This window comes from Streptomyces sp. NPDC030893 (genome assembly GCF_055571535.1).
Map to the genome: position 1 here is coordinate 190,360 of NZ_JBVIFC010000011.1, position 24,841 is coordinate 215,200.

Here is a 24,841-nt window from a genome sequence, read left to right on the forward strand (position 1 = left end):
TCATGCTGCGCATCGCCGTCCCCAACAAGGGTTCCCTGTCAGGTCCCGCGGGGGAGATGCTGCATGAGGCCGGCTACCAGCAGCGCCGCGAGTCCAAGGAACTGCGGATCGTCGACCCGACGAACGAGGTCGAGTTCTTCTACCTCCGCCCGCGCGACATCGCGATCTACGTCTCCTCCGGCAAGCTCGACATCGGCATCACCGGCCGTGACCTGCTCGTCGACTCCGGCGCCCGGGCCGAGGAGATCCTCCCGCTCGGCTTCGCCCGCTCCACCTTCCGCTTCGCCGCCAAGCCCGGCACGGCGACCGGCATCGCCGACCTCGCCGGCAGGACCGTCGCCACCTCCTACGAGGGCATCGTCGGCCAGTACCTCGCCGGCCACGACATCGACGCCTCCGTCGTCCACCTCGACGGCGCCGTCGAGACCGCCATCGAACTGGGCGTCGCCGAGGTCATCGCCGACGTCGTCGAGACCGGCACCTCGCTGCGCAACGCGGGCCTGGAGGTCTTCGGCGAGCCGATCATGAGGTCCGAGGCGGTCGTCGTCCGCCGCACCGGCGCCTCCGCCGACGCCGACGAGACCGTCGAGACCAAGGTCCAGCAGTTCCTGCGCCGCCTCCAGGGCGTCCTGGTGGCCCGCACGTACGTGATGATGGACTACGACTGCCGGGTCGAACAGCTGGAGAAGGCCGTCGCGCTCACCCCGGGCCTGGAGTCCCCGACCGTCTCCCCGCTGCACAACGAGGGCTGGGTCGCCGTCCGCGCGATGGTCCCCTCCAAGGACGCCCAGCGGATCATGGACGACCTCTACGACATCGGCGCCCGCGCCATCCTCACCACGGCCATCCACGCCTGCCGCCTCTGACCGGTCCCGGAGCACTCCCCATGTCGGATTCCACGCCGGGCCGGCTGCCCGCCCTGCCCGTCACCTTCCGCCCGGCCCGCACCCGAGTGGTGCTGCTGACGGCCGGCACCGCGCTGTTCGCGGTCATCACCCTCATCGCGCTGCTGCTGAAGCAGCTCAGCCCGGGGGAGCGGATCAGCTTCATCTTCACCGCGGCGCTGCTGGCCGGTGTGCTCTTCCTGCTGGCCCGGCCGAAAGTGGTCGCGGACGAGGAGGGCGTCACCGTCGTCAACATCGTGGGCCGCCGCCGCCTGGAATGGGCGCAGATCCTTCGGGTGAACCTCCGCCCGGGTGATCCCTGGGTCTTCCTCGACCTCAGCGACGGCACCAGCATGCCCGCACTCGGCATCCAGCCCGGCATCGCCAAGGCACGCGCCGTCGCCGACGCCCGCGCCCTGCGGGCACTCACCGAGGACCGCTCCACGGCCGGTCCCGGAACGGCCCGGGACTGACACCCGGGCGGGCCCCCGGCGGAACGGCCCGGCCGGGCCCGTAAGGGGGACGGCTCGGGGAAGCACGGGGGACGTTCACCTGCCGCCGCCGCCCATGTCTTGATTAATCTGGTGGGCGAAGGCGCGACGACCGCGCCTTCGCCCCTGCCGCCCCGCCCGGTGGCCCAGGGGGCTCCAGCTATCCGAGGAGTGACCCTCTCCGGCGATGGACGGATCGTCCTGCAGTACCCGCGCCGCCCCCTGCCGACATAGCGCGGACCCGTGTCCCCGGGTTCGCGCCCATGGGGAGGAGGCGGCACCATGACCACCCCTCTGCTGCTCCTCGCAGCCGCGTTCCTGCTGATCCTGGCCAACGGATTCTTCGTGGCCGCCGAGTTCGGCCTGGTCACCGTGGAGCGACCGGACGCCGAACGGGCCGCCGCGGGCGGCGACCGGCGCGCCCGCCGGGTCGTGGAATCGCTGCGGGAGCTGTCCTTCCAGCTCTCCGGCACCCAGCTCGGCATCACCCTCACCTCCCTCGTCGTCGGCATGCTGGCCCAGCCGGCGCTCGCCGCCCTGCTGCACGGGCCCTTCACCGGCATCGGCGTCCCCGAGGGCGCGGTCCCCGGGGTGTCCGTCGTCGTCGGCATGCTGCTGGCGTCGGCCGTGCAGATGGTGATCGGCGAACTCGTACCCAAGAACTGGGCGGTGTCCCGCCCCCTGCAGGTCGCCCGCTTCGTCGCCGGTCCGCAGCACGCGTTCGCCCGCCTGTTCCGCCCGGTCATCGCCGGGCTGAACGCCGTGGCCAACCGGCTCGTACGGGCCCTCGGTTTCGAGCCCGCCGAGGAACTGGCCTCCGCCCGTACGCCCGGCGAACTCGTCTCCCTGGCCCGCCACTCCGCACGGGCCGGCGCCCTGGAGCAGGACACGGCGGACCTCTTCGTACGCACCCTGTCCCTGGGCGAGCTGACCGCGCAGCACGTCATGACCCCGAGGGTGCGGGTCAGCGCCCTGCACGCGTCGGCGACCGCCGAGGACGTCGTCAACCTGACCCGGGCCACCGGTCTGTCCCGGTTCCCCGTGTACCGGGACCGCATCGACGAGATCGTCGGCATGGTCCATCTCAAGGACGCCCTCGCGGTGTCCGCGCCGGACCGGCTGCGCACCCCCGCGGGCCGCATCGCCCGCCCGGCCCTGCTGGTCCCCGAGAGCCTGCCCGTACGGCCGCTGCTCACCCGGCTGCGCAGCGAACAGCCCATCGCCGTCGTCGTTGACGAGTACGGAGGCACCGCCGGAGTGGTCACGCTGGAGGACATCGTCGAGGAGATCGTCGGCGAGGTGCGCGACGAGCACGACGGACAGGACGTCCCCGAACTCGCCGCCGCCCCGCCGGAGGACGGCAACCCGGCCTGGGACGTCGACGGCGGTGTCCGCGTCGACATTCTGCGGCGCATGGGCCTGGACGTGCCGGAGGGGCCCTACGAGACGGTGGCCGGCCTGGTCGCCGACGTGCTCGGGCGCATCCCGGCCGTCGGCGACCGCGCCGAACTGACCGGCTGGCGGCTGTCGGTGCGCAGGGTCGGCCACTACCGCGCCGAACGGGTCCGTCTGGTCCGGACGGCCCCGCTGCCCCTCGTGGAGGTGGCCGGATGAGCGTGCTGCAACTCCTGTTCGCCGCGCTGCTCGTGCTCGCCAACGGCTTCTTCGTAGGGGCCGAGTTCGCCCTGGTCTCGGTCCGCCGCAGCCAGATCGAACCGCTCGGCACCGCCCGCGCCCGCCAGGTGCTGTACGGCCTGGAGCATCTCCCGCAGATGATGGCGGCGGCCCAGTTCGGCATCACCGTCTGCTCGCTGACGCTGGGCGCGGTCGCGGAACCGACGGTCGCCCATCTGCTGGAGCCGGTCTTCGCCTGGATGCACCTGCCGCACGGCATGATCCATCCGCTCGGCTACGTCATCGCGCTCGCCGTCGTCGTCTTCTTCCACCTCGTCATCGGCGAGATGGTCCCGAAGAACCTGGCGATGGCCGCCCCGGAGACGGCCGCGCTGTGGCTGAGCCCCGGACTGGTCTGGTTCGCACGGCTGTGCAAGCCGGTCACCGTCGCCCTCGGCGCCTGCGCCCAGGCCGTCCTGAGGCTGTTCCGCGTCGAGCCGAAGGACGAGGTCGAGGCCGTCTTCACCAGTGAGCAGCTCAACCGGCTGGTGGAGGACGCCGGCCAGGCGGGTCTCCTCGACCCCGAGGAGGCCGAGCGCCTGGAGGACGCCCTGGAACTGGGCTCCCGCCCGGTGACGGACGTCCTGCTGGAGGGCGCGTCGCTGGTCACCGTCACGCCCGCGGTCACCCCGGCACAGATCGTGCGGCTCACCGCCCGCACCGGGTACTCACGCTTCCCGGTCGCCGCGGACGGCGGAGCCTTCCTGGGCTACCTCCACGTCAAGGACGTACTGGACGTGGAGGACTCCGACCGCCCCGTCCCGCGTCAGCTCTGGCGCCCGATGCCGGCGCTGCGTCCCGAACTGCCCCTGGACGACGCCCTGACGGTGATGCGCCGTGCCGCGACCCACCTGGCCCAGGTCTCCGACGCCTCCGGCCGGGTGCTGGGCCTGGCGGCCCTGGAGGACGTCCTGGAACTCCTGGTGGGGGAGGTACGCGACCCGGCCCACAGAGAAGTCACCCTCACCTCCCAGAGAGCAACCGAAACCCCGGAGGAGGCCCTGGCCACCTAGCTGCGGGCAGGCGTTCCTCCCCCAGTGCCTCAAGGGCCTGGGAGGTACCCCCAGGGCGGCACGGGTGGGCGCTGGGGGCGCCCCCTCCGGGGGAGGCACCCCTCCGGCGGGCCACCTGCCGCCGGCTCGCCCCACCGGGCCTCACAACCCCGGTGGGTCCGCCGGCCCCCGCCCCGACAGCACCTCCCCGTACGCCTGCATCAAGTCCGGCAGCCGCAACGTCGCCAGATCGTCCCGGGTCAGCACCCCCGGATACACGGACAGCCGCAGATCCCGGTACGCGCAGCTCTTCTCGTACAGCGTCCGAAGGAACCGCCCGTTGCCCAGCTCGTCGATCCACCCCTGATCCACCACGTGCCCGGCGATCGACCGCAGCTCGTCCAGCGCCTCCTCGTCCCACACGTCCCCGTTCTCCCCGGCCAGCACCTCACCGATGTTGGTGAGTTCCAGCGGCCGGTACGAGGGAAAGTCCACCCGCGTGGTGAAACGCGACGACAGCCCGGGGTTCGCGGCCAGCAGCCGGTCCATGCCCTCCGGGTACCCGGCGAGGATCACCACCAGGTGATCGCGGTTGTCCTCGGCCCGCTTCAGCAGCACCTGAAGTGCCTCGTCCCCGTACGCGTCCCCCTTGCCGTACCCCGAGTTGGACAGCGAGTACGCCTCGTCCACGAACAGCACCCCGCCGAGCGCGGAGTCGATCAGCTCGTTGGCCTTCACCGCGGTCTGCCCGAGATACTCGCCCACCAGATCCGCCCGCTGGGCCTCCACCAGGTGGTCACCGCCGAGCAGTCCGAGTGCGTAGAAGACACGGCCCAGGATCCGGGCCACCGTGGTCTTCCCCGTCCCGGACGGCCCGGAGAAGACGAAGTGCCGCTTCGGCGGCTGTACCGGCAGCCCCTGCCCGGCCCGCAGCCGCGCCATGTTCAGCTGCGCCGACAACGCCTTGACCTGGCGTTTCACCGGCTCCAGACCGACCATGCGCTCCAGTTCCGCGAGCGCCTCCTCCAGTAACGCGGGATCGGTGGGGCCCGTCGGCAGCGGCGGCCCGGCGCTGCCCGCCCGGTCGCGCACCCCGGGCCCGGCGACCGGCGGCAGCGGTGCCGCCGGCGGCTCGGGCTCGGGGAACCTGAGGTCACGCCCCTCGGTGCCGAAGAGCGGGTCGAGCGTGTCGGGGCCGTCCACCATGTCCTGCCCGGCCCCCGTGAGGGTGATCGCGGCGAGGTCCGCGGCGTCGTCGTAGCCGTCGCCCTCGGCGATCGCGGCGAGCCGGGCGGAGGTGTCCATGAAGGCGGGATCGACCCGGTGCACGGCCCGGTACAGCGGGAGCGCCGCGGCGCTGCGGCCGGTGCCCTCGTGGGCGCGGGCCAGCCAGTAGCGCAGCTCCTTGCGTTGCGGCTGTTCGCTGCGGCACCGCATCAGCGCCGCAGACAGCAGCGGCTCGGCCTGCCCGTACATCTCCAGACGCACCCGGGCCATGCCGCCGAACAACCCCGCCTCGATGCCCAGCAGCGGGTCCTCGACCAGTGAGTCCGTGTGCCGGACCAACTGCTCCCAGTCCTTGACCAGATAGGCCCGGCAGGCCTGGAGGAAGCGGACCTGCGGATCGGTGTCCACCGGGGGCAGCCCGGCCAACGCCCGGTCCAGTTCCGGGACATGGCGGCCGTCCAGCCAGTGGGAGGCGTGCGCCAGCAGGAGGTCCCGGGGGCTCTCCAGCACGGGCTGCACCCACCAGCCCAGCCAGTACCAGGAGTTGAGGGTGCGTCGGTGCCGGGCGCGCTGCTCGCCGAAGCGTTCGCGGTGCCGGAACATCCTGAGCAGTGCGGTCGTGGTGTCGACGCGCAGCGCGTGCAGTCCGAGCCAGCCGTCGGCCATCCCGGGGTCGATCCGCACCGCGGTGCGGAACTCCTCCTCCGCCTGCGGATAGGCGCCCATGGTGTAGGCGTCCACGCCTCGCAGCCAGGCGAGGTCGGCCGGGGCCTGCGGGCCCTGCGTGCCGAAGTCCATCACGTCCCCCACAAACCGTGCCCCCGTCGGTGTGCCGGCCGGCCCTCGCCCGTCGGCTCCCTGTGGTCGAACCGCTGTACCGCGGACCGGAGTTGCAAGGTGCGCGAAGCATCGTCCGTAGGCCGCACCGAGGGCATCGTACCTGCGGCGGCGGCACGTCCGCAGGGGTGCCGTGCGGCGGGGGAGCGGGTCGGGCGCCGGGCCGATCGGTGACCCTGAGTGATCGTCATATGCCGCTGAGCGGTCGGACGACGCGAAGAGGGCAGAACGAAGCCCCCGATCACGGGGGAACAACCGGGGGCTTCGTGTCCGCGGGCGGCCCCGAAGAGCCGCACATTGAGAACGTAAGACCTGTACGGCCCCCCGGTCAAGCGGAGTTGGGGGACTCCGGCAACTTGTCCGCGGGCGCTCTTCACGGGATCACCACATCGCCTACGACCCGTCACTGCGGGTGACCGGAGGGGGAGATTCACTCGTCCCGGAAGGCCCGGGAAGCACCTCGTACCCCTTTCCGCGCTGCCGCACCAGCAGGTCCGCGAAGGGGCGCGTGGGGTCGCCCGCGAAGTGCTCGCGTTCCGCGCGCACCCAGCCGTCCCAGAACTGCCGCTGCTCCTCCCCGTCCCGTGCCCGGCCCCGCGACCAGGACTCCTCGCGGGGCAGCTCCATCCACAACAGCAGCGCCAGATACGGCCGCAGCGCCCGCCGCCCCGCGCCCACGCCCTCCACGAGGACCACCGGGGCGGGCGGCAGCGGACGGGGCGGTCCGAACCGGCGGGCGCGCCAGTCGTAGGGGGAGCAGTACGCGGTCTCACCGCGGCCGAGCGGCCGGATCACCTGGCTCAGCAGCCGCCCGGTCCAGCCGAACAGCTCCTCGTGGGTGGCGACGTCGTCGAGCCTCAGCACCGGGGCGCCGTCCAGCGCCGTCGCCAACCGCCCGGCGAAGGTGGACTTTCCCGAGCCGGCGTGCCCGTCGACACCGACGAGCCGGACCGGGCCGCAGGAGGGGGCGAGCCGGCGGATGCGGGAGGCGAGATCGTGGATGGCCGGTTCCCCGGAGCCGGACGGAGCGCTCACGGCAGCACTCTAGGCCCCCGGTCCGGCGAGGGACGCCGCACGTCCCGTCATTGGTCGAGTCCCATGTTGGTCGGACACGGCACGGCCGGGGTGCTGGCAGGATCCGTGCGGCTGCGTTCATAGTTGGCCCACGCACGCTCCTCCGGCGGACACACACCGTCCGTCCGGCCGCGCACTGGTCCTGTCCCGACTCCGACACCCTGGGGGTCCTCCACCCATGAGCAGAGCCGAACTGCCGTCCCGCAGAGCCCTCCTGGCCGCGGCGGTCGTCACCGCCGTCGCAGGGAGCGCGGGCCCGGCGTCCGCCGGCACCCGGACCGGCGGCGCCACCGACACCGCGGACGCCGGACGGGCTGCCGCCCGCACCGTCGACAACCGGGCCTGGACCTCGTACACCGACTGGCGCGGCGGCGCCGCCGACGGGACCCGCGCCGTCGCCGGTGCCCGCCCCGGCCTGGTGATCGCGCGGGCCGCCGGCACCACCGACTACACCGACCCGCACACCGGTCGCACATCCGCCTGGGAGTACGCGCGGTGGACCTCACCCGTCCACCGCCTGAAGGTGCCGGCCACGGAGGTCATCGCCTCCTGGAACGCGCACACCCCCGAGGGCACCTGGCTCCAGATCGAACTGAGGGGCACGTACTCCGACGGCACGGACACCCCCTGGTACGTCATGGGCCGCTGGGCGGCCGGGGACCAGGACATCCGGCGCACCTCGGTGGACGACCAGGGCGACGGCAGGAGCAGCGTCTGGACGGACACCTTCGCCATCGACGACGCGGCCTCGGGGCTGCGCATGGTCTCCTACCGGCTGCGCCTGACCCTCCACCGCCGCCCCGGCACCCGCCTGACCCCGACCGTGTGGCGGGCCGGCGCGATGGGCTCCGACGTCCCCGACCGGTTCACCGTTCCCGCCTCCACGCCCGGTCTCGCCGGGGAACTGCCCGTCCCGCGCTACTCGCAGGAGATCCACAAGGGCCGGTACCCGGAGTACGACAACGGCGGCGAGGCCTGGTGCAGCCCGACCTCCTCGCAGATGATCATCGAGTACTGGGGCGGCCGGCTCACCGAGGAACAGCTGTCCTGGGTCGACCCGTCCTACACCGACCCGCAGGTCTGCCACGCGGCCCGGTACACGTACGACCACCAGTACGCCGGCTGCGGCAACTGGCCGTTCAACGCCGCCTACGCGGCCACCTTCGACGACCTCCGGGGAGTGGTCACGCGTCTGCGGTCCCTCACCGACCTGGAGACGCTGATCGCCGCGGGCATCCCGGCCATCACGTCCCAGTCGTTCCTGGAGGAGGAGCTGACCGGGGCGGGGTACGGCACGGCCGGGCACCTGATGACCGTGATCGGCTTCACCGCCGACGGCGATGTGATCGCCAACGACCCCGCCTCGGACGACAACGAGGCCGTGCGCCGTGTCTACCGGCGGCGCGAGTGGGAGAACATCTGGCTGAGGACCAAGCGGTACAACGCCTCGGGCAAGGTCGTCTCCGGTACCGGAGGGGTCTGCTACCTGTACTTCCCGGCCCGTCCGAGCCCGCGGCAGCGCAAGGCGCTCGCGGCGGTGGGGGTGCGCTGAGCCGGTCCTGAGCGCGGGGCCCCGGCGACCGGGGCCCCGCCCTCGTGTGACCGATGTCTCGGCCGCGGAAACGGCTCGCGGTGGCAAGGTGGACAGAGCCGCAGGGGGAGTCCACGCACCACCGAGACCAGCGAGAAGCCATGACCGCGAACGCAGCCACCGTCACCCGCGCCCGCACCGGCGGCCCGCGCGAGGACGGACCGAAGATCCTCGAGCACGCCATGGGATGGACCCTCGTCGTGGTCCTCGCGATGCTCGTGACCCAGCTGGGACTGCTGTAACCCGCGGGCCCCGGGCCGCCCGGCCCGGCCCGGTGGCCGACCTGTCATACTGCGGCGGGATTGTCCCGCCGCCCCGCAGGAGACCTGGGTCGAATTGAACACCAGCCGGCAGCCCGCCGTGCGCCCCGGAGCGCGCGGCACCCAGCGTTCCTCGGCCCGCCGGGCCGAACTCATCGCCATCGGGCGGAGCCTGTTCGCCGACACGTCGTACGACGCGCTCTCGATGGACGACATCGCACGCCAGGCGCAGGTCGCCAAGGGGCTGATCTACTACTACTTCCACTCCAAGCGGGGCTACTACCTGGCGATCATCGAGGACTCGGTGGCCGGCCTGATCACCTACGCGGCGAGCGGAGCCGAACTGCCGCCCGTGGAGCGGGTGCAGCGCACCATCGACAGCTATCTGCGGTACGCCGAGAACAACCAGGCCGCCTATCGGGCGATCGTCAGCGGCGGCGTCGGTTTCGACACCGAGGTGCACGCCGTCCGGGACGGGGTGCGGGAGGCGATCGTCGCGACCATCGCCGAGGGTGCCTACGGCCGGACCGACATCGCCCCGGTGGCGCGCATGGGGCTGCTGGCCTGGGTGTGCAGCGTGGAAGGTGCCGCGCTGGCCTGGATCGACCGCGGTGAACTGCCCCGCGCGACCATGTGCGAGCTGCTGGTGAAGACCCTCGGTGGGGCCATGCGCGCCATCGAGGAGCTGGATCCCGCCCACCCGGCCCCGGCGCCCGCCCGACGCGACGCCTGAGCCCGGCGTCCGGGCGGCGGTGCCCCATGCGGCGAAGCGGACGATGACCCCGGAACCGGCGGCGGCCTCCTGAGCCGAGGTCGCTACCGTGGCGGCCGGGTGCCCGCGCCGGCGAGCGGTCCGGCGCCGAGCCCAGGCATCTTCTTGGCATGAACGCGAAGACGTGATGAAGCAAGACCCTAGGAGGACTAGACCAGTTGGGTCAATGGTGCGGACCAACGGGGTCGGGAAAGGTGTGGTGAAGTTATCCTGAAGTAAGCGGTCGTTAACCGGTGACTTGCTCCGGTCGATCGGGCATACTCACAGCGCACAGCCGCTGGTCAGCGGCTTCCGAGACCCGGGAGTGCGCGCATCGACCAGGTACCCGCAACGACCCGGCGGAGCCGCCCTCACCCAAGGCGCACGCCGATGTGCCCGAACAGGGAGGAGAGCGTCGCCATGCCCGACCGCGCCCCGCAGCCGGTGGACCGGCAACTGCCCACGGACGAGGCCCGGGATCTCATCTCGCTCGTCCGCGACATCGCCCAGCGCGAGATCGCCCCCCGGGCGGCCGAGGAGGAGGACGCGGGCCGCTTCCCGCGCGAGCTCTTCACCCTCCTGTCCGAGTCCGGCCTGCTCGGCCTGCCCTACGACGCCGAGTACGGCGGCGGCGAGCAGCCGTACGAGGTCTACCTCCAGGTCCTCGAAGAACTCGCCATGGCCCGCCTCACCGTCGGCCTCGGCGTCAGCGTGCACACCCTGGCCTCTTACGCGCTCGCCGCCTTCGGTTCCAAGGAGCAGCAGGCCGAGCACCTGCCCGCGATGCTGGGCGGCGGTCTGCTCGGCGCCTACTGCCTATCGGAACCCGCCTCGGGCTCGGACGCGGCCTCGTTGCGCACCAAGGCGGTGCGCGACGGCGACACCTGGGTGATCACCGGCACCAAGGCATGGATCACCCACGGCGGTGTCGCCGACTTCTGCACCGTCATGGCGCGCACCGGGGAGGAGGGCCCGCGCGGCATCACCGCGTTCCTCGTGCCCGGTGACGCCGAGGGGCTGAGCGCGGCCGTGCCGGAGAAGAAGATGGGCATGAAGGGCTCGCCCACCGCCCAGGTCCACTTCGACGGGGTCCGGGTCCCCGACGCGCGCCGCCTCGGCGAGGAGGGGCAGGGCTTCGCGATCGCCCTGTCCGCGCTGGACGGCGGCCGGCTCGGCATCGCCGCCTGCGCCATCGGCCTGGCCCAGGCCGCGCTGGACGAGGCGGTCGGTTACGCGGCGGAGCGGCGGCAGTTCGGCCGGCCGATCGCCGACTTCCAGGGGCTGCGCTTCATGCTCGCCGACATGGCCACACAGGTCGAGGCGGGACGCGCGCTGTATCTGGCGGCGGCCCGGCTGCGTGACGCGGGGCGGCCGTTCGCCAAGCAGGCCGCCATGGCGAAGCTGCACTGCACCGACACCGCGATGCGGGTCACCACCGACGCCGTGCAGATCCTCGGCGGCTACGGCTACACCGCGGACTTCCCGGCCGAGCGCTATATGCGCGAGGCCAAGGTCCTGCAGATCGTCGAAGGCACCAACCAGATCCAGCGCATGGTCATCGCCCGCCATCTCGCGGGCCCGGAAACGCGCTGAGCCGACCTGGCCGGGGCGCGGCGGCCCGGCGAGTTCCGGGCCGTGTCGCCCGGCCGGCTTCCGTCCCGTACCACGGGCGAGGGCGGCGGGCCGCGCCACCCTCGCACCGGCGTGTGCTCAGGCGGCGTGGCGCCGCATCGACGGGACCCTGATGGGACGCGAGCCCGGGCCGCCGACGTGCGAGAAGGGCTGGGTGCGCCAGTCGAGCCCCTGAGGGAGCGTCAACAGCAGGGCGGTGTCCTGCTCCTGCGGCGTGCCGGACTCGTCCGCCGGCCGGGCCTCGGAGGCCCGGCGGCCGGTACCGGCGCAGACCGTGAGCCCGAAGGGGTTCCACGGCGAGGCGCACAGCGCGTGCTCCGGCAGGATGTCCTCGTCCGCCAGCAGGGCGATGGGCTGCGCGCAGTCCGGGCAGATCACCCGGTACATCTCGAAGGTGTCGTACGCGTCGGGCTCGTCGTCCAGGGTGTCGGACTCGAGGTGTTCCGGCTCGGGCATGACGACCGGCTGCTGCCGCTTGGACGTGGTACGACCAAGGCGCTTAAGACTCTGCATTGGGTTCTCCCCCTCGGGCTGGGCCGTGAAGGCGCTGCGGCCTCGACCACAGCAAGCACTTCCCGTCGGCCCTCGGGCGTAATCACGAGAACATCACGGAGACGGCCCAAAGGCTGTGTCGTTCGTCACATGCCGCTCGCAGGTGCCCGGTGCGGCGAACTCAGGCACCTCGCTCAGGTATCCGAGGCGATCAAGTGCACTGTAGGTTCTTGCGCCATGGAGGAGCTGGACCGACAGATCGTGCAGCTGCTCGTCGAGGACGGGCGGATGAGCTACACAGACCTGGGCAAGGCCACGGGCCTGTCCACGTCGGCCGTGCACCAGCGGGTGCGCCGGCTGGAACAGCGTGGTGTCATCCGCGGCTATGCCGCGGTCGTCGACCCGGAGGCCGTCGGCCTGCCCATGACCGCCTTCATCTCGGTCAAACCCTTCGACCCCAGCGCCCCCGACGACATCGCGGAACGCCTCGCCGGCGTCCCCGAGATCGAGGCCTGCCACAGTGTCGCGGGCGACGAGAACTACATCCTCAAGGTGCGCGTGTCCACACCGCACGAACTGGAGGAACTCCTCGCCCGCGTACGCTCCCTCGCCGGCGTCTCGACCCGCACCACAGTCGTCCTCTCCACCCCCTACGAGTCCCGCCCCCCACGCATCTGACGACCCCCGTCCCTCGCGGACAGGTAGGCCGCCGCCCTCCGCGCGCCACCCCCTTCCATTCCCGCGGGCAGTCGTGCCTCCCCCAGTGCCTCGAGGGCCTGGGAGGTGCCCCCAGCGGCACGGGTGGGCGGTGGGGGCACCTCCCGCTCATGGGGGCACCTCCCGCTCGAGCGAAGCCGAGAGTGGGGGAGGCACCCCGCAAGCGCCGGGCTGCGCCACCACCCCCGGCCCCCACCAACCCGGTCGCACCCCGCAACACCGGCCGCGCCCCCTGGCCCGCACCCCGCCACCTCCCACTTCCCCGCGACACGCGACACTGTGACGCATGAGCGAACGCCCCACCCCGCCCCACACCACCCTGCTCCGCCGAGGAGAGGTCCACAGCCCCGCCGACCCCTTCGCGACAGCGATGGTCGTCGAGCGCGGCCAGGTCGCCTGGGTCGGCTCCGAAGGCGCCGCCGACGCCTTCGCGGACGGGGTCGACGAGGTGATCGACCTCGACGGCGCACTGGTCACCCCCGCGTTCACCGACGCGCACGTCCACACCACGGCCACCGGTCTCGCCCTCACCGGACTCGACCTGTCCACCGCCCCCTCGCTCGAGGCCGCCCTGACCCGCGTCCGCGAATTCGCCGCCGCCCGCCCGGACGACCGGGTCCTGCTCGGGCACGGCTGGGACGCCGCCCGCTGGCCCGGCGGCCGGCCCCCGGCCCGCGCGGAACTCGACGAGGCCACCGGCGGCCGTCCCCTCTACCTCAGCCGGATCGACGTCCACTCCGCCGTCGTCACCACCGCGCTGCTCGACCTCGTGGGGGGCGAGGCCGCGCGCGAGGACGGGCCGCTCACCGGAGACGCCCATCACGCGGTGCGCGCCGCCGCGCTGGCCGCCGTCACACCGGCCCAGCGCACCGAGGCCCAGCGCGCCGCCCTCGCCCACGCCGCCGCCCTCGGCATCGGCACGGTCCACGAGTGCGGCGGCCCGGAGATCTCCTCCGAGGACGACTTCACCGCACTGCTGCGGCTCGCCGCCGAGGAGAGCGGCCCGCGCGTCGTCGGCTACTGGGCCGAGCAGGACGTCACCAAGGCCCGGGAGCTGGGCGCGACCGGCGCCGCGGGAGACCTGTTCGCCGACGGCGCCCTCGGCTCGCACACCGCCTGTCTGCACGAGCCGTACGCCGACGCCGGCCACACCGGCACCGCGCACCTGGACGCGGACGCCGTGGCGGCCCATGTCGTCGCCTGCACCGAGGCCGGTCTCCAGGCAGGCTTCCACGCCATCGGCGACGCCGCGGTGAGCACCGTCGTCGACGGCGTGCGCGCCGCCGCGGGGAAGCTCGGCCTCGCCCGCGTCCGCGCCGCCCGGCACCGCGTCGAGCACGCCGAGATGCTCACCGCCGACACCATCGCCGCCTTCGCCGAACTCGGTCTGACCGCCTCCGTGCAGCCCGCCTTCGACGCCCTGTGGGGCGGCGAGGAGGGCATGTACGCCCGGCGCCTGGGCCGGGAGCGGGCCCGCTCCCTGAACCCGTTCGCGGCGCTGCTGCGCGCGGGGGTCCCGCTCGCCTTCGGTTCCGACAGCCCCGTCACCCCCCTCGATCCCTGGGGTACCGTCCGGGCCGCGGCCTTCCACCGGACCCCGGAGCACCGCGTCTCCGTCCGCGCGGCGTTCACCGCTCACACGCGCGGCGGCTGGCGCGCCGTCGGACGCGACGACGCGGGTGTCCTGGTACCCGGAGCGCCCGCCGACTACGCGGTCTGGCGCACCGGCGAACTCGTCGTCCAGGCGCCGGACGACCGGGTGGCGCGCTGGTCCACCGACCCCCGCTCCGGCACCCCCGGTCTGCCCGACCTCACTCCCGGCCGTGACCTGCCCGTCTGCCTGCGCACGGTGGTCGGCGGGCGCACCGTGTTCGTACGGCCGGGCGAGTGATCTACGACGCGGGCGCGGCGGCGATCATGCGCCGCGCCCCTGTCTCGCGACCTGCGCATCCTCGCCCCTGACCAGGCATTTGAGCGCCATTACGCAGGTCAAACGACTGTTGACAGGCGGCCGCAGGGGGCCGGTAGGTTCTGCCGGGTCCACCACCGGACGCCCGCCCGGAGAACTTCCGGCCACTCGTGTCAGCGCCGCTGGGTCAGGGACGGTGTGCCGCACCGGGGCACCGCCACTGGGAGCCAGGCTCAGCGCCGGCGCAGTACCGAGGGAATGTTCCAGCCGGTCGGGGAGGTGTGACCCCGGGTGGGGCCCGGGCGCTCAGTAGACAACGGCTTCAGGTCGATCCGCAGCCGGCGGATCCCAGGCCGGCCCGAAGGGCGCCGGGCCCCCATCCGCCGCCGTCACCGCCCCGCGGCACAGCCCAGAAGCGGATCACTACCCGATCTTCGGAAAACGACACCACCATACGAACGTCCTGTCACGTCGACGCAGGCCCCGACGACTATGGTGGGACCCTGCGGACAGGACACGAAGGGGCAGCAGTGAACGACGGCGACGGGACCCACGCGGCGGGATCCCAGGGGCGGAACTTCGGCCCGCTCGGCACGGCTCTGGTGATCATCCCGACCTACAACGAGGCGGAGAACATCAAGGGGATCGTCGGCCGGGTGCGCAAGGCCGTCCCCGAGGCGCACGTGCTCGTGGCCGACGACAACAGCCCCGACGGCACCGGCAAACTCGCCGACGAACTCGCCGCCGGGGACGACCAGGTCCAGGTGCTGCACCGCAAGGGCAAGGAGGGCCTGGGCGCGGCCTACCTCGCCGGCTTCCGCTGGGGCATGGAGCACGGCTACGGCGTACTGATCGAGATGGACGCCGACGGCTCCCACCAGCCCGAGGAACTGCCCCGTCTGCTGACCGCCCTCAAGGGCGCCGACCTGGTGCTCGGTTCGCGCTGGGTGCCGGGCGGCCGGGTGGTGAACTGGCCGAAGTCCCGTGAGTTCATCTCGCGCGGGGGCAGCCTCTACTCGCGCGTGGCGCTCGATCTGCCGCTGCGTGACATCACCGGCGGGTTCCGGGCCTTCCGCACCGAGACCCTGACCGGCCTGGGCCTCCAGGACGTGGCCTCCCAGGGCTACTGCTTCCAGGTCGATCTGGCCCGCCGCGCGGTCAAGGCCGGCTACCACGTCGTCGAGGTGCCCATCACCTTCGTCGAACGCGAACTCGGCGACTCCAAGATGAGCCGCGACATCCTCGTCGAGGCGCTGTGGCGGGTCACCGCGTGGGGCGTGGGGGAGCGCGTCGGCAAGGTCCTGGGACGCGGCGACGAGAAGCAGCCCGCCCCCGGCGCGCGGCAGCCCGCTCCGGAAGCCGGGAAGGCCGGTCCGGAGACCGGGGAGGCCGGTCCGGAGACCGAGAAGGCCGGTCCGGAGACCGAGAAGGCCGAGCCCGCGTCGGGCGCCAAGCAGCCGGAGTCCTAGCGGGGCCGGGCAGACCCGCTGGGCGCCCCTCACCCCGCTTATCCCGCACTGAGCCGCGCCCAGGCACACTGGGGACATGACGACTGGCGCTCAGACCCCCCGACCCGTCCGGCCCCGGCGCTCGCGGCTGCGCGGCTTCCTGCCGCTGGCCGTCGCCGCGTGGCTCGTTCTGGAGATCTGGCTCCTCACCCTGGTCGCCGGGGCGTCGAACGGCCTGGTGGTCTTCCTGATCCTGGTGGGCGGTGTCGTCGCCGGCTCGGTCGTCATCAAGCGGGCCGGCCGGCGGGCGTTCAAGAACCTCACCGAGACGCTGCAACAGCAGCAGAGCGGCATGGCCACGCCCGAGCCCCGGCCGAACAGCGAGGGCAACGGCCTGATGATGCTCGGCGGTCTGCTGCTGATCATCCCGGGTCTCGTCTCGGACGCGCTGGGACTGCTCCTGCTGGTGCCGCCGGTCCAGAAGGCCGTCAGCCGCTACGCGGAGCGCACCTTCGAGCGCAAGCTCCGTGAGGCCGCGCACGGCTCCCTGGGCGGCGCCTTCCAGCGGTCCCGGATCCACCGGCCCGACGGCAAGGTGGTGCAGGGCGAGGTCATTCGCGACGAACCCGGAAGCGCGCAGGACGACACCCCGCAGGGCCCGCCCCCGCCGCTGACGCGGTAGGACGGCCCGCCCGCCGGCGGTCCGAACGCGCACAGGACCGTGGGCGCCGTATCTCTACGGCGCCCACGGTCCTGTACCGCTGTGCGATCGTGCTTCCGCCCGGATCTGCCGGGATCAAGCCGACTTTCGGCTGTCCCGGGGATGAACCGCGATGTTCATCGCACCGGAGCGCAGAACGGCGAGACGCTCCTCGAGGACCTCTTCGAGCTCCTCTCGGGTGCGCCGCTCCATCAGCATGTCCCAATGCGTACGCGCGGGCTTGGCCTTCTTCTCCTCGGGGCCGTCGCCGTCCACCAGGAGTGCCTGGGCACCGCAGACCTTGCACTCCCACTCCGGCGGGATCTCCGCCTCGACCGAGAAGGGCATCTCGAAGCGGTGCCCCTTCTCGCATGCGTACTCCACGGCCTGGCGCGGGGCCAAGTCGATGCCGCGGTCCGTCTCGTAGCTGGTCACCACGAGGCGCGTGCCGCGAAGAGCTCGCTCACTCATGAATCGTGCCTCCCGGGCTTGTCGCCCACAGGACAGGTGTCGCTGTCGTCGTCATCCGGTCAACGTCCGGTCGGCGGTAAAGATTCCCGTTCCAGGTCCTGACCCGGGTCCTGCGTCGCCGTCGTAGCCGCAGCCTTTGTCAACCATTGCCGTACCCACCGACGCCCGGTTTGTCACATCTGCTAGCAGATGTCACACAGCGTTTCGGCATCTTTGACGCGCAGTAACGGTACGCCTGGCAGGCCAAACGCGTACACTACCGCCCTTTCGTGCCGAGTGCTAAATCCGTTCGGGAACCGGGTTGCCGGCGTCCGCTATCGCCCGCCGCACGGGCACCCGCGCGAGCAGTACGAACCCCAGGACGAAGAAGCCCACCAGAGAGATGATCGCGTCCCGGTAGCTGCCCGTGAGCTGGTAGGTCAGTCCGAACAGCAGCGGCCCGAGCCAGCTCATCCCGCGGTCGCTGATCTCGTACGCCGAGAAGTACTCGGCCTCCTTGCCGGGCGGCACCAGATGGGAGAAGAGCGAGCGGGACAGCGCCTGGCTGCCGCCGAGGACCAGTCCGATGCCGGCGGCCAGTACGAAGAACCAGGCGGGGGCTCCGGCCGGCAGGAAGTACCCGGCGGCCAGGGTGACCGTCCAGGCGACCAGGGAGCCGAGGATCGTGCGCTTCGCCCCGTACCGCCGCGCCAGCCGGCCCAGTGCCAGCGCGCCCGCCACCGCCAGCACCTGCACGAGCAGCACGGCCACGATGAGCGTCGACTGGCCGAGCCCCAGTTCCTTCGAGCCGTACACCGAGGCCTGGGAGATCACCGTCTGGATGCCGTCGTTGTAGACCAGGTACGCCAGCAGGAAGGCGAGCGTCAGGGGGTGCCGGCGCATGTCGCGGACGGTCGCCGCGAGCTGCCGGAACCCCGGCAGGGCACCCTTGCCCGCCTCCCGCGCGGGAGCACGGCGGTCGCGCAGCCGGCGCAGCGGCACCAGCGCGAAGGCGCCCCACCACAGGCCGGCCGAGGCCAGACAGATGCGCACCGCCATGCCCTCGGAGATCCCGAAGCTCTCATGGCCGGTGTAGAGGACGAGGTTCAGGACGAGGACCAGGGCCCCGGCCGCGTATCCGAACGCCCACCCGCGCGAGGAGACCGCGTCGCGTTCCTCGGGCGGAGCGATCTGCGGCAGATAGGCGTTGTAGAGCATCATCGCCACGGACTGCGCCGCGTTGGCGACGATCAGCAGGAAACCGCCGAGCAGATAGCGGTCGCCGTCCAGGAAGAACATGGCCGCCGTGGCCGCGGCCCCCGTGTACGCGGCGGCCGCGAGCAGTGGCTTCTTGCGGCCGGTGCGGTCGGCGGCGGCGCCCACCAGCGGCATCACCAGGACCGCCAGGATCACCGACAGGGAGATCGCGTAGGCGAAGAAGGACCCCGCGCGTACCGGTATGCCCAGCGGGTGGACGAACCCGTCCGCGTCGGCCGCCGCCTCGGCGACCGAGGTCAGATAGGGGCCGAGGAAGACGGTGACCACGCTCGTGGAGTACACCGAACAGGCCCAGTCGTAGAAATACCAGCCGCGCTGCTCGCGCCTGAGGTCGGCGGCATCGTCCCCCGCCGCCGACCGCACGGTGTCGGTGTTCACCCGTGCCCTCGCTTCCCCGTGAACGCGCGGAGCCGACGGCGCGGGGTCTCAGACCCAGATGCCGCGGTCCTCCATGACCTTGCGCAGTGTGTCGATGTGATCGGTCATGATGCCATCGACTCCCAGGTCCAGGAGCCGGTGCATCCGCTCCGGCTCGTTGACGGTCCACACGTGCACCTTCAGCCCGCGCGCGTGAGCGGTCCGTACGAAGCGGTGGTCGACCACCCGGATGCCCGACTGTTCCTCGGGAACCTGCGCGGCGACGGCCGACCGGCGCTCCGCGGCCGGCAGCCCCCACGACCGCAGCCGCAGATTCAGCACGCCCCGGGTCCCGTACGAGGTGGCCAGCCGCGGGCCCGCCAGCCGCTGCGCGCGCACCACGCGGGCCTCGGAGAACGAGCCGAGGCACACCCGGTCCCAGGAGTCGGTGCGCTCGATCAGGTCCAGCAGCGGCAGCAGGGCCGGTTCGGCCTTCACGTCGATGTTCCAGCGCACCTCGGGGAACGTCTCCAGGAGCTCCTCGAACAGCGGGACCGGTTCCTCCCCCGCCACCCGCGCCCGCGCCACGTCGCGCCACGGCAGGTCGGCGATCCGGCCCCCGCCGTCCGTGACCCGGTCGAGGGTGGCGTCGTGGAAGGCGACGAGCCGGCCGTCGCGCGTGGCGTGGACGTCGGTCTCGATGTACCGGTAGCCGGCCTCGACGGCGCACCGGAACTGCCGGACGGTGTTCTCCAGGCCGTCCGCCGCGCCGCCCCGGTGGGCGAAGGCGATCGGGCCGGGATGGTCGAGATAGGGGTGGCGTATCCGCGGGGTCACGGACGCAGTATCGCCTGCGGCGGTCGACCGGCGGCAACGGGCGTGCTGCCGTCGGATGCCGAGGGGATGGCGAAGGCCCGCAGGAACAACTGGGCGAGCGGGCCGATCGTCACCGCGTAGAGCAGGGTGCCCACGCCCACCGTGCCGCCGAGGAGGAAGCCCGTGACCACCACCGCGACCTCGATGGCCGTACGGACCAGACGGACCGACACCCCGGTGCGCCGGTGCAGCCCCGTCATCAGGCCGTCACGCGGCCCGGGGCCGAAGCGCGCCGCGATGTACAGCCCCGTCGCCGCGCCGTTCAGCACGATCCCCGCCGCCATCAGCGGTACCCGTACGGCCATGGCGTGCGCGTCCGGGACGACGGCCAGCGTCGCGTCCATCGCCGCGCCGATCACCAGCACGTTGGAGACCGTGCCGAGGCCGGGCCGCTGACGCAACGGGATCCACAGCAGCAGCACCACCGCGCCCGTGATCGTCAGCACCACCCCCATCGACAGCCCGGTCCGCTCCGACAGACCCTGGTGCAGCACGTTCCACGGCTCCAGACCGAGCCCCGACCGCACCAGCAGCGCCGAACTCGCCCCGTACAGCGCGAGCCCGGCGTACAGCTGGAACAGCCGGCGTGCGAGATGCCCCCGCCGGGACGAGTACCTGGCCAAGACGTGCCCCCCTTGTGGTGGAAGTGGACCGACGCATGACACCCTGGGGCGTGACCGGCCATGTCATCCATGGCCAATCCGGGGAAGGTGGACTGATTCCTATGGCGCAGTGGACCTCGGCGGTGGGGGCGGCGCAACTCTCCCGGCTGCTCACGTCCCAGCAGGACCGCCCGGCCGCGCCCGGCGCCCGGCGCCCGCCCGCCTACCGCGCGCTCGCCGACGGCGTCCGCCTGCTGGTGCTGGAAGGGCGCGTTCCCGTCGCCGCGCGGCTGCCCGCCGAGCGTGAACTGGCCCTCTCGCTGTCCGTCAGCCGCACCACCGTCGCCGCCGCCTACGAGGCACTGCGCGCCGAGGGCTTCCTGGAGTCACGGCGTGGCGCGGGCAGCTGGACCGCGGTCCCGGCCGGCAACCCGGTCCCCGCGCGGGGACTGGAACCGCTGCCGCCCGAGGCCCTCGGCTCGCTGATCGACCTCGGCTGCGCCGCGCTCCCCGCCCCCGAACCATGGCTCACCCGGGCCGTCCAGGGCGCCCTGGAGGAACTTCCGCCGTACGCGCACACCCACGGCGACTACCCCGCCGGGCTCCCCGCCCTACGCTCCACGATCGCGGACCGCTACACCGCGCGGGGCATCCCGACCATGCCGGAGCAGATCATGGTGACCACGGGTGCCATGGGCGCCATCGACGCCATCTGCCACCTCTTCGGCGGACGCGGCGAACGCATCGCCGTCGAGTCGCCCTCGTACGCCAACATCCTCCAGCTGATGCGGGAGGCCGGCGCCCGTCTGGTCCCCGTCGCCATGGCCGAGGGACTGACCGGCTGGGACATGGACCGCTGGCGCCAGGTGCTGCGGGAGGCAGCCCCCCGGATCGCGTACGTCGTCGCCGACTTCCACAACCCGACCGGCGCGCTCGCCGACGAGGACCAGCGGCGCCGGCTGGTGGACGCGGCACGCTCCGCGGGGACGGTGCTGGTCGCCGACGAGACCATGAGCGAGCTGTGGCTCGACGCGGACGTGGAGATGCCGCGCGCGGTGTGCGCGTTCGACCCGGCCGGGTCCACGGTGATCACGGTCGGCTCGGCGAGCAAGGCCTTCTGGGCCGGGATGCGGATCGGCTGGGTCCGCGCCGCCCCCGATGTGATCCGCAGTCTCGTCGCCGCACGCGCGTACGCCGATCTGGGCACGCCCGTGCTGGAACAGCTGGGGGTGAACTGGCTCTTCGGGACGGGCGGCTGGGAGCAGGCGGTCGAGGTGAGGCGCGCCCAGGCCCGGCAGAACCGGGACGAACTGGTGAGCGCGGTGCGGCGGGAGCTGCCCGACTGGGAGTTCGAGGTGCCGCGCGGCGGGCTCACGCTGTGGGTCCGCACCGGCGGCCTCTCCGGCTCACGGCTGGCCGAGGCGGGGGAGCGGGTCGGCGTACGGGTGCCGTCCGGACCGCGCTTCGGGGTGGACGGCGCGTTCGAGGGCTATGTGCGGCTGCCGTTCACCGTGGGCGGTGCCGTGGCCGAGGAGGCGGCGGTACGCCTCGCGGCGGCGGCCCGCCTCGTCGAATCCGGCGGCACGACCGGCACGGACGCTCCGCGCACCTTCGTCGCGTAGCCGGGCACCGGTTCCGGGGGCGGGGGAGGGCCGGAGCAGTGTGCCGCACGGCCGCGCCCGCCCAGCGGCCCGTCAGGACGACGACTCGGCGACCGCCGCCCCCTCGGGCGCCGGTTCCGCGCCGGCGGGCACCGTGGCCGCCGGCCCCTCCGCCTCGGCGGACACCGCGCCCGCAGGCACCTTGTCCACCGTCACCTTCTCCAGCCGCACGGACTCCGTGAGCACCACGGCCGCCTCGGCCGCCCCGGCCTCCAGCCGCTCCGGCTCCTCGTCCGCCGGGGTCGTCCGGGGCGGCAGCAGGTCGAGGACCGCCTGCCGGTGGGCGTCGCTGGTCGCGTCGTCGTACGGGTCCGGTGTCGCCGGCACCTGGAGGCGGTGCACCGGCCCCGCACCGAGGCGGGCGAAGCCGCGCCCCGGCGGGACCTGGTCGACCGGTGTGGTGTGCGGGGGTGCCCCGAGGACGGCCTCCAGCTGCTCCGCCGTCGCGGGGCCGAGGACGACACGCGCGCGCGTGTGCTGCCGCACGGGGTCGATGAGGGTCTCCAGGCTGTCGAACTGTTCGGCCACGACCACGGTGACGTTCGCCGGGCGGCCGTGCCGCAGCGGGGTCTGGAGCAGGGACTGGGGGTCCGTGCGGCCGTCCGCCGCGGCCAGGTGGGTGAACGCGCTCGGCCGGTCCAGCAGCAGCCACAGGGGGCGCCTGGTGTCCTCCGGCGGCGGATCGCCCGCCTGGTGGGCACGGTTCGCGGCGATCAGCCGGCGCTCCGTCTCGTGCGCGGCCCACTCCAGGCTGGTCAGCGCCCCCGTCAGTCCGCACTCCACGGCGAGCACTCCGTCCCGGCCGGTGAGACAGGCGTACTCGCCGGTGCCGCCTCCGTCGACGATCACCACGTCACCGTGGTGGAGGGCCTGCAGGGCGATGGAGCGCAGCAGGGTCGAGGTGCCGCTGCCCGGCTGGCCGGCGGCGAGCAGGTGGGGCTCGGTGGAGCGGATGCCGGTGCGCCACACCACGGGGGGCACGTCGCGCTGCTCCTCGCCGTGCGCGCCGTGGGTGAGCGGCAGCGTCCGCTGCACCCGGATCGGGTCGGTGAAGCCGAGGACCGTCTCGCCGGGAGCCGTGACGAAGGGCTGCGCGGCGATGTCCGTGGGCAGGGGCGCGAGGACGCGGACCGTGAGCTGGTTGCCCTCCTCGTCCCACACGAAGTGGTACTCGCGGCCGCGCCCCGATTTGGCGCCGAGCAGATGCTCGATGCGCGCCCGGGACTCCGGTTCGCCGTCGGTGAAGTAGGCGGGGTAGGCGATGACGAGGTGCGTGACGCGGCCGGTGCCGTCGAACTCGTACTCGGAGAACGTCTTCTGCCAGTCGCCGCCGTGGGCGTAGAGCGGTTCCGGGTCGTCGGCGGTGGAGAAGTAGGGCACCAGAGCCTCGTAGAGGCACTTCAGGCGCTGGATCTGCTCGGCGCCCGGTCCCTCCGGCACGGCGGGGCCGCGGTCCCGGCCCTGCCAGGCCGCCGCCGCCATCAGGGTGATGACGGCGAGCAGCGGACCGTACGGCGCCAGTGCCACGACCAGTACGACCGACGCCGCCAGGAAGAGCAGCGCGCCGCGTCTGTCCTTGGGTGTGCCGGCCCACCTGCGCCGTCCGGCGGAGGCCAGCCGGCGCAGACCACGCGTGATGGTGATCAGCGGGTGGAGGACATCGGTGGCGCTGTCGGCCGCCGTCCGGGCCAGCTCCCGGCTCCGGGCGAGCTGCGCGCTGCCGTTGCTGAGGATGCGGGGGAGGGGGCGCCGGGCCACTGCTGTCTCCAGAGGGTGCGTACGGGCGGGGCGTGGTCGGGGCGGGTCAGAACTTGAACCCGCCCAGGAGGCCGGCCAGGCTCTCGCCGCCCGCCTTGATGCTGGGAGCGATGGCCGTGCTGGCCAGGTAGAAGCCGAACAGCATCGCCACCAGGGCGTGCGACGCCTTCAGCCCGTCCTTGCGGAAGAAGATGAAGACGACGACGCCGAGCAGCACCACGCACGAGATAGAGATGATCATGTGGGTTCTCCTGGTTCGCGGGGACAGTCACCATGAGTACTTCCAGGATCACAGAATGTATCTATACGATAAAAGGTGCAACTGGGTGGATTTCCGGTGATTACCCTCGGACGGGTCTGCCGTGATCATTACCGCGGGCACATCCGCTCATGTGCCGCGCGAGCCAGTACGCTGGCGATTCACCCGTACGGCTCTGCACCGCTCGCAGACCTACGTCCCTTCCCCCATGCGTGAAACTGTGCAGTGAGAGGCGGTCCGGCGATGACTGAAGCCCCCGACCCCGAAGTCGTGGAGCTGGCGACCAAGATCTTCGACCTGGCCCGGCGCGGCCGGACCGAGGAGCTCGTGGCCTACGTCGACGCGGGTGTCCCGGCCGACCTCACCAACGACCGGGGCGACTCGCTCGTGATGCTCGCCGCCTACCACGGCCACGCCGGGGCGGTGCGCGCGCTGCTGGAGCGCGGCGCCGACGCCGACCGCGTCAACGACCGCGGTCAGACACCACTCGCGGGGGCGGTCTTCAAGGGCGAGACCGAGGTGGTCGAGGCACTGCTGAAGGGCGGCGCCGACCCGTCCGCCGGCACCCCCTCGGCCGTCGACACGGCCCGGATGTTCGCCCGCACGGACGTGCTCGAGCTGTTCGGCGAACACTGACCGACCCGCTCCGACCAGCGACGACACGGAAAACGGGGGAGGCGGTACAGGGCCGCCGAAATTTCGGTCGCGGTGGATGTGACCGCCGGGTCATCATGACGACGTGATTCACGGACGCGATGGCTGGGCAGGTGTTGCCGCACCGCGCGGGCCGTGATGCGGCCCGCATGGGCCACCGACGAGAGGCAGAGAGAGATGGTCTACAGCAAGCAGGAAACGGCGGGCGCCCCGACGTGTTGTCACGCGGCCAGGTAATGCACGTCCCCGGTTGCGTCGACGCTTGAT

23 protein-coding genes are annotated in these 24,841 nt (G+C 72.7%); 14 read left to right on the forward strand and 9 right to left on the reverse strand.

The annotated features are described in order from the left end of the window. Window positions 1–2 precede the first annotated feature (2 nt). The 4 genes from hisG to ACZ434_RS21630 all read left to right on the forward strand — a co-directional run bounded on the left by hisG (window position 3) and on the right by ACZ434_RS21630 (window position 4,062). The gene (hisG, locus tag ACZ434_RS21615) at window positions 3–866 is read left to right on the forward strand and encodes an ATP phosphoribosyltransferase (RefSeq protein WP_468458168.1); all 864 of its coding nucleotides are present in this window, start codon (window positions 3–5) and stop codon (window positions 864–866) included. A gap of 20 nt (window positions 867–886) precedes the next feature. Then, window positions 887–1,357, forward strand: a complete 471-nt coding sequence (locus ACZ434_RS21620) for a PH domain-containing protein (RefSeq protein WP_468458170.1) — start codon at window positions 887–889, stop codon at window positions 1,355–1,357. 300 nt (window positions 1,358–1,657) lie between these two features. After that, window positions 1,658–2,989, forward strand: a complete 1,332-nt coding sequence (locus ACZ434_RS21625; protein WP_468458172.1) for a hemolysin family protein — start codon at window positions 1,658–1,660, stop codon at window positions 2,987–2,989. Then, a complete protein-coding gene (locus ACZ434_RS21630) occupies window positions 2,986–4,062 on the forward strand; it encodes a hemolysin family protein (RefSeq protein ID WP_468458174.1) in 1,077 nt (358 codons plus the stop codon). The genes ACZ434_RS21625 and ACZ434_RS21630 overlap by 4 nt, the downstream gene beginning before the upstream one ends. A gap of 141 nt (window positions 4,063–4,203) precedes the next feature. Here the strand turns inward: ACZ434_RS21630 and ACZ434_RS21635 are convergent, their stop codons facing one another. Together ACZ434_RS21635 and ACZ434_RS21640 are read right to left on the reverse strand one after the other, a co-directional pair. After that, the gene (locus tag ACZ434_RS21635) at window positions 4,204–6,066 is read right to left on the reverse strand and encodes an AAA family ATPase (RefSeq protein WP_468458176.1); all 1,863 of its coding nucleotides are present in this window, start codon (window positions 6,064–6,066) and stop codon (window positions 4,204–4,206) included. 432 nt (window positions 6,067–6,498) lie between these two features. Further along, window positions 6,499–7,140, reverse strand: coding sequence for a uridine kinase family protein (locus tag ACZ434_RS21640; protein WP_468458178.1), 642 nt, complete (start codon window positions 7,138–7,140; stop codon window positions 6,499–6,501). A gap of 217 nt (window positions 7,141–7,357) precedes the next feature. Between ACZ434_RS21640 and ACZ434_RS21645 the strand changes: the two genes are divergently transcribed. The 4 genes from ACZ434_RS21645 to ACZ434_RS21660 all read left to right on the forward strand — a co-directional run bounded on the left by ACZ434_RS21645 (window position 7,358) and on the right by ACZ434_RS21660 (window position 11,374). Then, complete coding sequence (locus ACZ434_RS21645; protein ID WP_468458180.1) at window positions 7,358–8,731, forward strand: peptidase C39 family protein; 1,374 nt, start codon at window positions 7,358–7,360, stop codon at window positions 8,729–8,731. Window positions 8,732–8,871: 140 nt separating this feature from the next. After that, window positions 8,872–9,012, forward strand: a complete 141-nt coding sequence (locus ACZ434_RS21650) for an SCO1431 family membrane protein (RefSeq protein ID WP_468458182.1) — start codon at window positions 8,872–8,874, stop codon at window positions 9,010–9,012. A gap of 94 nt (window positions 9,013–9,106) precedes the next feature. Next, window positions 9,107–9,763, forward strand: coding sequence for a TetR/AcrR family transcriptional regulator (locus ACZ434_RS21655; RefSeq protein WP_468458184.1), 657 nt, complete (start codon window positions 9,107–9,109; stop codon window positions 9,761–9,763). Window positions 9,764–10,201: 438 nt separating this feature from the next. After that, window positions 10,202–11,374 carry an acyl-CoA dehydrogenase family protein gene (locus ACZ434_RS21660; protein WP_468458186.1) on the forward strand — a complete coding sequence of 391 codons (1,173 nt, stop codon included), beginning with the start codon at window positions 10,202–10,204 and terminating at the stop codon, window positions 11,372–11,374. Window positions 11,375–11,491: 117 nt separating this feature from the next. Here the strand turns inward: ACZ434_RS21660 and ACZ434_RS21665 are convergent, their stop codons facing one another. Next, the gene (locus ACZ434_RS21665; protein WP_468458188.1) at window positions 11,492–11,926 is read right to left on the reverse strand and encodes a hypothetical protein; all 435 of its coding nucleotides are present in this window, start codon (window positions 11,924–11,926) and stop codon (window positions 11,492–11,494) included. A gap of 216 nt (window positions 11,927–12,142) precedes the next feature. Here ACZ434_RS21665 and ACZ434_RS21670 point away from each other — a divergent pair, with 216 nt between their 5' ends. From ACZ434_RS21670 to fxsA, 4 genes are all read left to right on the forward strand, one after another. After that, window positions 12,143–12,583, forward strand: coding sequence for an Lrp/AsnC family transcriptional regulator (locus ACZ434_RS21670; RefSeq protein ID WP_468458190.1), 441 nt, complete (start codon window positions 12,143–12,145; stop codon window positions 12,581–12,583). 325 nt (window positions 12,584–12,908) lie between these two features. Then, window positions 12,909–14,513: an amidohydrolase gene (locus ACZ434_RS21675; RefSeq protein ID WP_468458192.1), complete on the forward strand. Its 1,605-nt coding sequence runs from the start codon at window positions 12,909–12,911 to the stop codon at window positions 14,511–14,513. Window positions 14,514–15,061: 548 nt separating this feature from the next. After that, complete coding sequence (locus tag ACZ434_RS21680; protein WP_468458194.1) at window positions 15,062–16,000, forward strand: polyprenol monophosphomannose synthase; 939 nt, start codon at window positions 15,062–15,064, stop codon at window positions 15,998–16,000. A 76-nt stretch (window positions 16,001–16,076) separates the two neighbouring features. Next, complete coding sequence (gene fxsA / locus ACZ434_RS21685; protein ID WP_468458196.1) at window positions 16,077–16,661, forward strand: FxsA family membrane protein; 585 nt, start codon at window positions 16,077–16,079, stop codon at window positions 16,659–16,661. A 114-nt stretch (window positions 16,662–16,775) separates the two neighbouring features. On the opposite strand, the gene ACZ434_RS21690 is transcribed toward fxsA, so the two are convergent. The 4 genes from ACZ434_RS21690 to yczE form a co-directional block, all read right to left on the reverse strand. Then, window positions 16,776–17,150: an RNA polymerase-binding protein RbpA gene (locus ACZ434_RS21690; RefSeq protein ID WP_003977404.1), complete on the reverse strand. Its 375-nt coding sequence runs from the start codon at window positions 17,148–17,150 to the stop codon at window positions 16,776–16,778. Window positions 17,151–17,429: 279 nt separating this feature from the next. Next, window positions 17,430–18,785 carry an MFS transporter gene (locus ACZ434_RS21695; RefSeq protein ID WP_468458198.1) on the reverse strand — a complete coding sequence of 452 codons (1,356 nt, stop codon included), beginning with the start codon at window positions 18,783–18,785 and terminating at the stop codon, window positions 17,430–17,432. Between the two features lie 48 nt (window positions 18,786–18,833). Next, window positions 18,834–19,601 carry a glycerophosphodiester phosphodiesterase gene (locus ACZ434_RS21700; protein WP_468458200.1) on the reverse strand — a complete coding sequence of 256 codons (768 nt, stop codon included), beginning with the start codon at window positions 19,599–19,601 and terminating at the stop codon, window positions 18,834–18,836. Beyond that, on the reverse strand, window positions 19,598–20,263 hold the full coding sequence (yczE, locus tag ACZ434_RS21705) for a membrane protein YczE (protein ID WP_468458202.1): 666 nt from the start codon (window positions 20,261–20,263) through the stop codon (window positions 19,598–19,600). The genes ACZ434_RS21700 and yczE overlap by 4 nt, the downstream gene beginning before the upstream one ends. Window positions 20,264–20,364: 101 nt before the next feature. On the opposite strand from yczE, the gene ACZ434_RS21710 reads away from it, so the two are divergent. Then, window positions 20,365–21,864 carry an SCO1417 family PLP biosynthesis transcription factor gene (locus ACZ434_RS21710; RefSeq protein ID WP_468458204.1) on the forward strand — a complete coding sequence of 500 codons (1,500 nt, stop codon included), beginning with the start codon at window positions 20,365–20,367 and terminating at the stop codon, window positions 21,862–21,864. Window positions 21,865–21,936: 72 nt separating this feature from the next. On the opposite strand, the gene ACZ434_RS21715 is transcribed toward ACZ434_RS21710, so the two are convergent. After that, window positions 21,937–23,661 carry a P-loop NTPase family protein gene (locus ACZ434_RS21715; RefSeq protein WP_468458206.1) on the reverse strand — a complete coding sequence of 575 codons (1,725 nt, stop codon included), beginning with the start codon at window positions 23,659–23,661 and terminating at the stop codon, window positions 21,937–21,939. A 46-nt stretch (window positions 23,662–23,707) separates the two neighbouring features. Continuing rightward, the gene (locus ACZ434_RS21720) at window positions 23,708–23,902 is read right to left on the reverse strand and encodes a hypothetical protein (RefSeq protein ID WP_030832645.1); all 195 of its coding nucleotides are present in this window, start codon (window positions 23,900–23,902) and stop codon (window positions 23,708–23,710) included. Window positions 23,903–24,163: 261 nt separating this feature from the next. On the opposite strand from ACZ434_RS21720, the gene ACZ434_RS21725 reads away from it, so the two are divergent. Further along, window positions 24,164–24,556: an ankyrin repeat domain-containing protein gene (locus tag ACZ434_RS21725; RefSeq protein ID WP_468458209.1), complete on the forward strand. Its 393-nt coding sequence runs from the start codon at window positions 24,164–24,166 to the stop codon at window positions 24,554–24,556. Window positions 24,557–24,841 lie beyond the last annotated feature (285 nt).